This window comes from Psychrosphaera haliotis (genome assembly GCF_009728465.1).
Taxonomy (GTDB): Bacteria; Pseudomonadota; Gammaproteobacteria; order Enterobacterales; family Alteromonadaceae; genus Psychrosphaera; species Psychrosphaera haliotis.
The window spans coordinates 231,395-243,244 of the sequence record NZ_WOCD01000001.1; the positions used below are offsets into that span (position 1 = coordinate 231,395).

Sequence of the window (11,850 nt, forward strand, 5' to 3'; positions counted from 1 at the left end):
TTACGGAAGACTATATCTGACAATCCGACCAACAACTTGGCCAAACTGTTTAAAGATATTACCGTTGTTATATTGAATTCCGTGTCGTTTACAAATTTCTTTTATTTTAGGGGCAACTTCGGCATATCGATAAGATGGCATCGTTGGGAATAAATGGTGCTCTATTTGATGACTCAAGTTTCCACTTAATATATGAAATACTTTACCGCCCTTAATATTAGATGAGCCCATGATTTGGCGATAATACCAATGCCCTTTTGATTCATTCTTTATAACTGACCTGTCAAAAATATGAACATCTTTAGTGAAGTGGCCACAAAAAATGATTAAATAAGTCCACAAGCTTCGTACAATATTAGCGGTGAAATTACCTAGAATTACAGGAATAAACATAGGTCCAGCTATAATTGGGAAGAAGATATAATCTTTAAACAATTGCTTACCCATTTTTGTATAAGCTTGTTTGTCTTCATTAATAAACTCTTTTAGAGGTACCTTTTTAATGAACAATCGTCCTAATCTAAGGTTTTGTAATGCAACGCCCCATTGGAAAAGAACAGCAAAAATAACAGCGTAAATAGGTTGAAATAAATACACCGGATTCCACTTCTGTTCCTTAAATATTCGTAAAATCGAATAGCCAATGTCATGGTCCATGCCCTTAACATTAGTATAGGTGTGGTGGCTATAGTTGTGCGTCTTTCTCCAGTTATCAGATGTACCAGCAATATCCCACTCATATGTAGAGCCATTAAAACGCTCATCATTCATAAAGTTGTATTGACCGTGGATCACATTATGACCTAATTCCATATTCTCCATTATTTTACTTATCGACAATAATACCGTACCGATAATCCAAAATGGAGGAAACCACGAAAGCATTAAGCAAACTCGTCCAGCTGCGCCACTGTACCTGACTACTTTTTCAATACGACGAATATAACGAGCGTCTTCTGCTCCTACTTTCGCCATTGTTTCTTCTTTAACCTGATTAATTTCTTTTTCTAATAATTCAAAATTCATAGCTCTAGCTCCAAATCCTGGCTTGGGAACGTAGTACAAAGTTGAATCGTTTTATTTACGTCGTTTAACAATGATGCGGCCGAAACGCGACACGTACATTCATGGCAAATACCTTGTTTACAGCCGTGTTTAGCTTTAATTCCGGCATTTAACAAACTGTCTAACAATGTTGTTTTATTATCCACAACAATGACTTGATCAGAGTTAATTAGCTTTACATTGATATCCGTTTTAATTTCAGTGCTTACTAATGCGGTTTTCGTTGTTTTAAAGCTTTCTAAGGTCAAATCAACATTAGTTTCTAAGTCACTAATATGTGCAGACATGGCTTTGTTAAAACGATCCGAACCACATGAAATTGCATTGTTTTTATCTGTAAAAAACAGTTTTACATTGTTAAGCGTAGATAAGAATGTTCGTCCATCGTGTATCTTAACTTGACCATTTTTATAAAACTTAGATGTTAATATTTCATTTAATAATGGTGCTGATGATTCTTCTTCGCCATTTCTTGTTAGGTAAAGTAACGTAGCAGTATCACTATTTCTAGCCTTGAACAGAGGCCACATTGCGGTAATACCAATACCACCGGCAATATAAGCATCAAATTTTTCTTTATGGTTTTGACCAAAGGGTCTAGAAACATCTAAAACGGTACCTACTTTAAGAGTTTGCTTGATAGCATTACTAACTTTGCCCTGTGTTTTTATAAATAATTCGACTAAGCCTTTGCTATTAGGTAGGTTTGCAATTGAATAGCAACGTTCCTCGCCAATACCGTCTATTTCAACTTTTAGCCTTATATGCTGCCCAGCTACAAACTCTCCAAACGCTTTGCTTGGTTTCAAAACTAGTTTTACAACATCATTAAGAATGGTTTTACCTACGACTTTAACCGTTGGAGTATTGGTTTGATAATTGATATTCAACTGTTTAAACCAAAAATCGAGGGCTTGTGGCAAGCACACGCTTTTAAACATTTTAGTTACTGTTTGTTTCACAAAATACACCTTAAATACACAGTATTCTTAAATTGAAGTTCAGATTATACACATTAATATACAAGTGTATACCAATGTGTATATAAATATGTATTTATGAATGTCTTTTAATAAGTTTAAGGCCGCGACTAGTATCTTTGGCGCTAGTGTGGAAAAATACTAATATTATCCAATTAAGATAGTTTGAATGTGAAAACAGTTGGAAGAAAAGCCTCAATAAATAGCCAAGAAATAATTAGTGCTGCCCTCAATTTAGTAGGTCCGCATCGTAGTATTTCTTCTTTAAGTTTGCGTGAAGTAACAAGAGAAGCGGGTATTGCTCCAAATAGCTTCTATCGTCACTTTAAAGACGTTGAAGCGTTAAATATCGCAATTATAGAATTAGCCGGTAAACACTTAAGAACAATCATTCGTGATGCCAGAACGCTTATCATTAATGAACGTTCTGTAGTTCGGGTTTCTGTTGAATGTTTTTTTAGTGAAATGTCAAAACCTGGTTCAACCTTACCTATTTTGTTACGTGAGGGCACCGTTGGTTCTGGTGATTTTCAAGATGCTATAAAAAAGCAATTAGACTTTTTTGCTCATGAGTTACAAACGGATTTAGAAAAAGCTAATGCAATATCGAAGCGTTATCAAACGGATGAAACTCTAGTTGTTGCTAAAGCCGTCACTCAATTAGTATTCGCCATGGGTGGTATTGCGTTAAACTCTCCAGAATCAGATTTAAAGAAAACCACTGAAGAAACCGTTTTGATGGTTAAGTTTATTTTGAAAGGCGCATCAAGTGCCAAAACTGAATAATTAACTTACTTTTCTATTATATTACTTTTAATTAGCTTTCTTTTTAATTAGTAACTAGATAATGATTGATCCAATTTGTCAGTAATCATTAGACTGAACTCGACGCTGAAATGAACCGATAGAAATTTCATCGCCTTCCATCAAAACCGGAACAATATGCAAATCATCTCCTTCTAGCCAATAAATTGCATTTTGATTATATTTTTCGGCTAACCCCACTGCAGCCGGTTTTGAAATTTGCACCATAAAACTAGGCTCTTGATGGGTTTTATCTATTGATGCTCCATCTACAGGTAAATAATAAACTTCTGATATGTCTTGTTCTAATGCATCATTAGCGGTTTTATTATGTTTATCACTGAACAACTTACTTTTTGGATTGTAAGCAGTAATGATGGCACAAGGGTTTGGTATTTCGCTCGCTTCTCCAGTAAAACAAAATACGGTTTCGCTATATAAATTAATTAGTTCAGAAGATTCAAGTGACATTCCAACTCCATACTTTACCAACACAACATTTTTGCTCTATCAATATTCACATTAGACTAGAATGTAAATTTTGGACAATGCAATTTGCACAAATTGTAAATTTCAGACATAAAAAAACCCGTCCAATAAAGAGTGATTAGCAACGCTAAATATTCTCTATATCAAACAGGCTGGTAGTGACTTTATTACTTTTGATTAACGCTTTGTGCTAATTGTGTAAGTAAGGTTTGTTATTAAACAAACCTGTAAGCGTTATGCTCGGCTGACAAACTTTAGCTCTTCAGTATTAATCTTAATGCGATCACCCGTTGAGATATGCTCTGGGACTTGCACTACAACACCTGTAGTTAACGTAGCTGGTTTAGTACGCGCTGTAGCTGAACCACCTTTTAGCGCTGGCGCTGTTTCGGTTATTTCTAGCTCTACCGTCATCGGTACTTCAACCGTCGCTGCAACGTCAGCAATAATTAGTACTTGTAGGCCTTGAGTCTCTTCATTGATAAACTGTAATTGCTCTTCAATGGTCTCTTTGTTTAAGTGATAAGGCGTATAGTCTTCATTATCCATAAACACATATTCATTACCATCTGTATACGAAAACATAACATTGCGACGCGAAAAGTCAGCTGCATTTAACATATCTGAATCTTTAAACGTTTCATCAATTTTGGCTCCCGTAACTACATCGTACATACGCATTCTATATAGACTGCCACCGGCTCGACCTTGTGGTACTGAACGTTCAATATCTTTTATTAATACTACTCGGCCATTATGTTCAATTGCAGCATTCTTTTTTACATCACTTGCCTTAGGCATGTCTCGCTCCTGATAACGCATTTATACTTTTTATTTGGCAGGGACTTTAACTGTCTATGCTGTTTTTTGCAAAAATGTTTCGTTTTTACATTAGAAACAACATATAGCCCCCTGCCAAACACATTGTAATATTTTCCGTTAGAGAAACAAAACCTTATAAAGTCTGTCTATTTGTCATACTTCTCTCCTTCTACAGACGAAGAAAATTTAATCATATAAATACAAGGTAAAACCAATAATGTCAGAATTACGGTAGATGTCATCCCACCAATCATTGGCGCTGCTATTCGGGTCATAATTTCAGAACCAGTTCCTTCACCTAAATAAATTGGCAATAACCCCAGTATAATTGCAGTTGCAGTCATTATGACAGGTCTGAGTCTCGCCGAAGCACTTTGAATAATATTCCACTTAATTTGGCTATTCGTTAGTTTATTACTCTGGTTCATATTTTTATTTAAATACATCAACATAATAACGCCAATCTCAACTGCAACCCCGGCCAAGGCTATAAAACCCACCGCCGATGCGACGGAGAACTCATAATTATTAAAGTACATAAACCAAACGCCACCAGTGAGGGCAAATGGAATAGTTAACATTATTACGCTGACCTCAAACCAAGACTTAAAATTCAAATAAAGTAACAGTAAGATAATGGCAAGGGTCATTGGCGCAACATACATTAATTTTTGCTGTGCTCTTAACATATATTCATATTGTCCTGCCCAAGTCATTGAAACGCCAGCTTGCAACTCCACTTTTTCGGAAACATGTACTTTAGCATTTTCAACGTACTGCCCTAAATCCACGCCATCAATATCAACATAGACCCAACCGTTAATGCGGGCATTCTCACTTTTTATTCCAGCTGGACCGTCAGTTAGCGTTATGGTTGCAATATCCCCCAACAAAACGTTCTGTTCTGACAAAATTGGTAATGACATTAACGCTTCTGGTGAGTCTCTATACGCTTGTTGTAAACGAACATTAACCGGATATCTTTCTTGCCCTTCAACACTATAAGTAACAACCTTCCCACCCACTGCAAAAGCCAGAGTTTCATGGACCTGAGCGATGTTTAAATTATATCTAGCAGCCTTAACCCTATCTATTGATATATCTATATATCTTCCACCAGAAACCCGTTCTGCATATACCGACGTTGTGCCATCGACTTCTAGTAACGTTTGTTCAAGCTGTTTACCAACAGACTCTATTTCATCAAAGCTATTTCCTGCAATTTTTATCCCTACTGGGGTTTTAATTCCGGTAGCCAGCATGTCGATTCTTGTTTTTATTGGCATTACCCAAGCATTGGTTATGCCTGGTAGGTTTAGCTTATCAGCCAGCTCTTTTTTAATGTCGTCCATTGATATACCCTCTCGCCATTGATCCTTAGGCTTAAACTGAATAATGGTTTCGATCATTGTTAATGGGGCAGGATCAGTTGCAGTTTCGGCCCTACCTACTTTTCCAAAAACGGTTTCAACTTCTGGCACTGTCTTGATAAGCCTATCAGTTTGCTGTAGAACTTCTCTTGCTTTGCCAATCGATAGACCAGAATGCATGGTTGGCATGTACATCAAATCTCCCTCGTTGAGCTCTGGCATAAACTCTGAACCAATTTTAGCCATCGGCCAAAGCCCAAAAGCCATCGCAATACAAGCAACTAGAATAGTAGTTTTGGGGTAGCTTAATACACGACCCAATATAGGTTTGTACAACGTACTCAAAAGGCTATTTATTGGATTCTTATTCTCAGGTTTGATCTTACCTCGTACAAAGTAGCCCATTAATACTGGTACTAAAGTAATCGCCAAGGCCGCTGAGGCAGCCATAGCATAAGTTTTTGTATAAGCTAATGGTGAAAATAAGCGCCCCTCTTGAGCCTCTAACGTGAAAACGGGAATAAAAGAAACCGTAATGATGAGTAAGCTAAAAAATAATGCGGGGCCCACCTCTGAAGCGGACTCTGCAACTACTTGCCATCGGTTTTCTGACGTAATTGGTGTTTTTTCCATGTGTTTATGTAGGTTCTCAACCATAACAATTGCGCCATCGATCATGGCCCCTATTGCAATAGCAATTCCCCCTAGAGACATAATATTGGCGTTAATTCCCTGCCAATGCATAATTGAAAACGCAACTAATATTCCGATAGGCAAACTAATAATTGCCACCAATGACGATTTAACATGGAATAAAAATACGACACATACTAGTGCAACAACAAAAAATTCTTCGAGCAATTTAGATGAAAGATTGTCTACTGCAGAGCCTATTAATTTAGAGCGGTCATAAACGGTAACAATCTCTACGCCAGGGGGTAAACCTTTGGATAGCGTTGAAATACGCTCTTTTACCGCACTTATAGTTTGCTGTGCGTTTTCACCTGATCGCATTACAATAATGCCACCAACCACCTCGCCATTGCCATTTAACTCCGCAACTCCGCGTCTCATCAGTGGCACTTCGATAACCTCAGCCACATCTCTTATTAAAATAGGTACGCCTTGAACTTGAACTCCAAGTGGCATTTTTTCTATGTCAGAGCGCTGTTTTATATACCCAGAAGCGGTGATCATATATTCTGCTTCCGCCATTTCTATGACCGACGCACCTACTTCTTGGTTTCCTTGTTTTAACGCCCTAATGATGTGGCTCAAAGGAATATTGTAAGCATCTAACTTTTCCGGTGTTATCTCAACTTGGTATTGTTTTACCATGCCACCAACAGTTGCTACTTCAGATACACCCGCAACACTCTGCAATTCGTACTTTAAAAACCAGTTTTGTATTGACGTCAACTCTGCAAGATCACGCGTACCTGTTTTATCCACTAAAGCGTATTGATAAACCCAACCGACACCAGTGGCGTCCGGCCCCAATTGAGAAGTTGCGGTAGCAGGCAATTCAGCAGCAACTTGTGATAAATACTCCAACACACGAGAACGAGCCCAATACAAATCGGTTTTATCATCAAAAATAATGTAAACGAAGGAGTCGCCAAAAAACGAAAAACCTCTTACTGTTTTCGCACCCGGTACTGCCAGCATGGCACTTGTAATTGGGAAAGTAACTTGATTTTGAACCACTTGCGGGGATTGTCCCGGATAGCTTGTTTTTACAATGACTTGTACGTCAGACAGGTCTGGAATGGCGTCTACTGCTGTATGTTTAATTGAATATAGCCCTGACGCTACAATAAATAAGGCCATTAATAAAACAAGTGGTCGGTTGTTGATTGACCAATGAATAATCTGTTTAATCATCACCCAACTCCATTTCCATAACGCTTTCTGGTTTACCCTTCGATACAGGTACCATTCGTTCAAAGTCTGACGACTTGCTTGACTCTGAATCAATCAAAAATTGACCTGATACAACCACAATATCGTGCGGTTCTAGTCCAAATAAAACCTCTATGTATTGTTGATTTTGTTGGCCGAGCAAAACTTCGACCGATTTAAACTGTTCATCAGCCACGGCCAATACAACGCGATTTTGCGATCCGGTTCTGATTACGGCAGATTTTGGTACCAAAACCCTTTGTTCCTTGTCTTCAAGATCTACGTTTACCGTTGCGTACATGTTAGGTTTTAAAAAGCCCATCTTATTGCTCAGCTTTACTCTAACCGTCAAACTTTTTGTTTTTTTGTTTAATGTCGGGTATATAAAATCTATTTGTCCGCGCCAAATTCGTCCAGGCTCATAATCCACAGACACTGCAACATATTGTCCCACTTTGACCCGTTCTGTATCCACTGCGTATATTTCTGCTTCAACCCAGACTTCATCCAATTGCGCTAGACGCATTAACGTTGTCCCGGGCCTAACATAAAAACCACTCTGAACCTGAAGCCCATCAACTACTCCGTCCATAGGCGCATAAAACGTGACATATTGCTGTGCTTTTTGTTCTTGCGTTAACTTTTCTATTGCACGTTCATTAAAGTTTAAAGCCAATAGCCTTGTTCGAGCAGCCTCTACTAATCTTGTGTTGTTTTGTTGTTGTGCCAATAAAAATTCTTGCTGCGCATTCACTAATTGAGGCGAATAAAGTTGATATAGCGGTTGCCCTTTTTTTACGGTTTGCCCATTAGTGGTTACATAAAGTGATTCAATCCACCCTTCTACTCGAGGATGAATATGAGTCATTGTATCTTCATTAAATTTGACTAGTCCTAATGCTTTAATTTCTTTAACTAGCGGTCCTTTTATTACTTGAGCTTTTTTTATACCTAAATTGTTTATTACTGAAGACGATATTCTGACCAAGCCTTTAGACGAGTCAGGTTTTGCATAAACCGGTACTAAATCCATGCCCATTGGCGACTTACCTGGTTTACTACGTCGATAATTATCATCCATTGGCGCCACCCAATATAGTGGTTCATTAGTGCCTACTTTTTCCTCTGTATTAGCGGCCTCTTCAGTTGGCATTGTTTTGTGCTCTGCGCTAAAGAAGTATGCATACATAAAAGCACCTACCAGAGCGCTCACTAAACTTATAAAGACAAGTGAGCTGGCAGATACTAGCTTACCTTGGTTTAAACGGCTCATGATTTTTCTCCAGCTAATAAATACTGTATTTTTGCTAATGTTTTTAGCCTTTCAATTTCAACTTCAAAGGCAGAAAGCTTAATATTATTTTCCGCTATTCGAGCATCTAATACTGATAGCAACTCTCCCGTATCATTACTGTAATCCAGCATTAACGCTTCGTGTTGTTGAGAAGAAACAAGCATCAGTGACTGCTGATAAAGAGTATGTCTTTCGTTTAACCGCTGTAACTTTTGCCACTGAACGGTAAGTTCATTTGTTAGATTTTGTATGCTCAGCAAATACTTGGTTCTATTTGCTTCTACAACAGACTTTTCAGCGTGAACCATACGGTCTTGTTTATTGGTAGAAAAAAGAGGGACGTCAAATGTCAATCCAACAGAAAAAAAGTCAGATCGCGTTAGGTGGCTTTCATTGCTATCCCTGAATGCATAACTGGCGTTAACGTTCCATTGTGGTTTGTATTGTTGCTTCGCTAATTCAACATTGGATGCTGCGCGTTGTACTTGGAACTCTTGATTTAAGACAAGTGGGTGACGATCGACCTTTTTGGATAATATTTGTTCATTCCAAACCAGCTTATATAATCCGTGTTCTTCAACTAAGCTTTCAAGCTCAGGATAACCTTGAGCCCTAAAGGGTGATAACTTTATTGTTGATTCACCACTGCGACCAATTAAGCCATTTAGTTGGCTAGTCAAGGAAGAAAGATCTGCATTCAATTTCAAATTTTGATCTATCAACGCCAACCGTTTAAGTTTCATCGCAAGGTAATCTTGTTGACGCGAACCTTTAACGGTCGTTTGGTATCGACTGGTTATTGTATTTAACAGTTGATCTAAGGTCGTTTTATTTGTGTTAACAACCGCAATCTTTTTAACTACTAAGTGGTAGTCAAACCAAAGATTAAGTACCCTGAGATTTAACAGCGCCACCTGATTGAATTCCAGCATTTCGTGCTGTTGCGCATTTAACCCATGCACAACTTCCTTCAGCTCTAACGAGTCGCCTCGCGGAATTGATTGCGATACTCCCACTTTTAACTGCGTCATGGCCTCTTGATTCAACGACCAAGAATCGGTTGGCAAATTTAAAATACTTAACGACACTTTGGGATTGTCATAACTCAAGGCAGCTTTAGCCAAGTGCAGTTCAGCTTGTTGATGATATTGATGCTGTTTTAATAAATAATCATTGTCTACGGCCATCGTCATTACTTGTTGCAACGTGAGCGCAGGTGTCCAACGTTGTTCATCAGCTTTCGTTTTAACGTTATCATTTGTATAGCCCCTATGGGATACCAATAGGAATAGGCAAAATACAATTATTTTGTGCTTATTTTTAGCAAAGCTAAATTGAATATTCACAGTGTTCTCCACTGAAATTTTAACGGCCTAAAGGCCAAAATATTAAAATGCCGCGCATAAACTGGCGGTAAAAGACAGATCTACCCTAGGTTAGGCAGTCATCGGTGGGCGGTATAGACCTTTGATGTGGGCGATAGCGGTATTATCCAATAAACTGTCTACGCGATAAGAGCTGTGTAGACGTTTTATAACTCGTAAAGAATTCAGCAGGTAGCTGGCGTTGTGACAACTATTTTGTGGGCATTCGCACTTTGCGTCACAACAGTCCATCATTTCATTACTGTCGCTATCCATCATAGCGTGAGACATGTTGGGATGTTGTTGGCTGCCAAGTGACTCGATACGAGTTGGAGTATTATGTTCTGCGCTAGCGAGAGAGTGGGCACTATGAGAGTTGTTACTCATGTGAGTGCAATTACTCATTGGCATTGACGCAACACTAAAAGATTGACCTAATAGGACAACCAGTAATGTTAATGCGAGTACAACTTTTTGCGTCAATACCATGATATTTTAGTTACTTACACTCTTTTGCTGTTATTTGTTTGCCGACAGACATGACAGGTCATAGTCTAGCGGATTATGATAAATAGCGAAACCAAATCTTAATCTATCGCCTCTGAAGTCTGTTTTTACGCCATGTTCACTCAATTGTTTAGCTAATGTCGCAACATTCTTTTCTGCTAATTTAAATGTTAAAAAGTGACCATGTAAACCGGTATCCGATAAAGACAAAGTTGCATTAGAAGGGTCGAGTAAATGCTGCTCCATCAAGTTACTTGTGTTTAAAAGTGGGTGATTCAAATTTTCTAGGTGATTTAAAAAGGCTAACTGACAACGTTTCACATAGTCATGAATAACGTCTACCGATAAACCTTCCTTCTCAAATAAGTCTAAACTGGCGTGCAATCGATACATTGCCGACATATCCATTGTAGCCCCAGCAAATTGCTGACCATTTTGTGCATAACCAACCTGCCCTACTTGCCTTTGATGCAAGTCACCAAACTCAGCAAACCAGCCTGTATAAATTGGTTCATAGTTACCGTCTGGGATAACAGCAAAACATGCGCCTTCGCCACCTTGTGCATATTTGTAACTACCAGAAAGATAAAAAACTTGATGTTCCAGCTCACTTAAATCTGTTGGAATAGCAAAAAAGCCATGATAACCATCAATTGTGATAAGTGGCTCTTTAGGTAACGTTTGGATAAAAGCGCTGAGATCCTGAATGGCAAGCCCAGAGTTGAAAAACACCTGACTTACAAAAATCCAATCAAACTGCTGTGCTTGTGCAGCCTCTGCAAAACGTTGTTCAAATGACTCAAATGGTAACGTTGGCACTTTTACTAACTCAACCATGTCACTTTGCAGCCAGCGCTCAGACTGTCGCTGAAATGAATAAAACTCGCTATCCGTTGTCAGTATTTTTACTTTCTTTTGAGCTGCAAACGTTGAGTGTATGCGCACTAATAACTCATGTGTGTTTGGTGCAAATACAATACGCTCGGGTTTTGATACGTTTAATGCATTGGCTATCAATGCTTGAGTCTGAGGCATTTTTGTCGAAAAAATGTAGTCCCATTTATCATCCGCCATTTTCGCTGTATCGTCCCAATACTCCAACATCGCAGTGCGGGTTACATCAGGCCAATAATGATGGCTGTGACAAGCAAAGTGTTGAACGTTTGGTCTTGCATTTAAAAAGGCTTGATATAAATGTTGATACATATGGTTACTTCCCTACTTTGATGGATGCAACCATATTCAATGCTTAC

At 38.5% G+C, this 11,850-nt stretch carries 10 protein-coding genes; 1 reads left to right on the forward strand and 9 read right to left on the reverse strand.

Going from position 1 to position 11,850, the window contains the following annotated elements:
• The gene (locus tag GNP35_RS01040) at window positions 1–1,026 is read right to left on the reverse strand and encodes a fatty acid desaturase family protein (RefSeq protein ID WP_155693706.1); all 1,026 of its coding nucleotides are present in this window, start codon (window positions 1,024–1,026) and stop codon (window positions 1–3) included.
• The gene (locus tag GNP35_RS01045) at window positions 1,023–2,027 is read right to left on the reverse strand and encodes a flavin reductase family protein (protein WP_155693708.1); all 1,005 of its coding nucleotides are present in this window, start codon (window positions 2,025–2,027) and stop codon (window positions 1,023–1,025) included. Before GNP35_RS01045 ends, GNP35_RS01040 begins: the two co-directional genes overlap by 4 nt.
• 189 nt (window positions 2,028–2,216) lie before the next feature.
• Between GNP35_RS01045 and fabR the strand changes: the two genes are divergently transcribed.
• Window positions 2,217–2,831 carry an HTH-type transcriptional repressor FabR gene (gene fabR / locus GNP35_RS01050; RefSeq protein ID WP_196492365.1) on the forward strand — a complete coding sequence of 205 codons (615 nt, stop codon included), beginning with the start codon at window positions 2,217–2,219 and terminating at the stop codon, window positions 2,829–2,831.
• 78 nt (window positions 2,832–2,909) lie between these two features.
• Here the strand turns inward: fabR and GNP35_RS01055 are convergent, their stop codons facing one another.
• From GNP35_RS01055 to GNP35_RS01085, 7 genes are all read right to left on the reverse strand, one after another.
• On the reverse strand, window positions 2,910–3,320 hold the full coding sequence (locus tag GNP35_RS01055; protein WP_155693712.1) for a DUF3293 domain-containing protein: 411 nt from the start codon (window positions 3,318–3,320) through the stop codon (window positions 2,910–2,912).
• Window positions 3,321–3,572: 252 nt separating this feature from the next.
• A complete protein-coding gene (gene efpL / locus GNP35_RS01060) occupies window positions 3,573–4,139 on the reverse strand; it encodes an elongation factor P-like protein EfpL (protein ID WP_155693714.1) in 567 nt (188 codons plus the stop codon).
• 167 nt (window positions 4,140–4,306) lie between these two features.
• Window positions 4,307–7,414: an efflux RND transporter permease subunit gene (locus GNP35_RS01065; RefSeq protein WP_155693716.1), complete on the reverse strand. Its 3,108-nt coding sequence runs from the start codon at window positions 7,412–7,414 to the stop codon at window positions 4,307–4,309.
• Window positions 7,407–8,705 (reverse strand): efflux RND transporter periplasmic adaptor subunit, encoded by a 1,299-nt coding sequence (locus GNP35_RS01070; RefSeq protein ID WP_155693718.1) that lies wholly within the window; start codon window positions 8,703–8,705, stop codon window positions 7,407–7,409. The genes GNP35_RS01065 and GNP35_RS01070 overlap by 8 nt, the downstream gene beginning before the upstream one ends.
• Window positions 8,702–10,072, reverse strand: a complete 1,371-nt coding sequence (locus GNP35_RS16180) for a TolC family protein (RefSeq protein WP_155693720.1) — start codon at window positions 10,070–10,072, stop codon at window positions 8,702–8,704. Before GNP35_RS16180 ends, GNP35_RS01070 begins: the two co-directional genes overlap by 4 nt.
• A 90-nt stretch (window positions 10,073–10,162) precedes the next feature.
• Window positions 10,163–10,579, reverse strand: coding sequence for a hypothetical protein (locus GNP35_RS01080; protein ID WP_196492366.1), 417 nt, complete (start codon window positions 10,577–10,579; stop codon window positions 10,163–10,165).
• Between the two features lie 30 nt (window positions 10,580–10,609).
• Window positions 10,610–11,803, reverse strand: coding sequence for an aminotransferase class V-fold PLP-dependent enzyme (locus GNP35_RS01085; RefSeq protein ID WP_155693724.1), 1,194 nt, complete (start codon window positions 11,801–11,803; stop codon window positions 10,610–10,612).
• Window positions 11,804–11,850 lie beyond the last annotated feature (47 nt).

Coding starts and splice junctions, on each gene's coding strand:
- GNP35_RS01040 (WP_155693706.1), bottom strand. CDS start 1,026: ATGAATTTTGAATTATTAGAAAAAGAAATTAATCAGGTTAAAGAAGAA.
- GNP35_RS01055 (WP_155693712.1), bottom strand. CDS start 3,320: ATGTCACTTGAATCTTCTGAACTAATTAATTTATATAGCGAAACCGTA.
- efpL (WP_155693714.1), bottom strand. CDS start 4,139: ATGCCTAAGGCAAGTGATGTAAAAAAGAATGCTGCAATTGAACATAAT.
- GNP35_RS01065 (WP_155693716.1), bottom strand. CDS start 7,414: ATGATTAAACAGATTATTCATTGGTCAATCAACAACCGACCACTTGTT.
- GNP35_RS01070 (WP_155693718.1), bottom strand. CDS start 8,705: ATGAGCCGTTTAAACCAAGGTAAGCTAGTATCTGCCAGCTCACTTGTC.
- GNP35_RS01080 (WP_196492366.1), bottom strand. CDS start 10,579: ATGGTATTGACGCAAAAAGTTGTACTCGCATTAACATTACTGGTTGTC.
- GNP35_RS01085 (WP_155693724.1), bottom strand. CDS start 11,803: ATGTATCAACATTTATATCAAGCCTTTTTAAATGCAAGACCAAACGTT.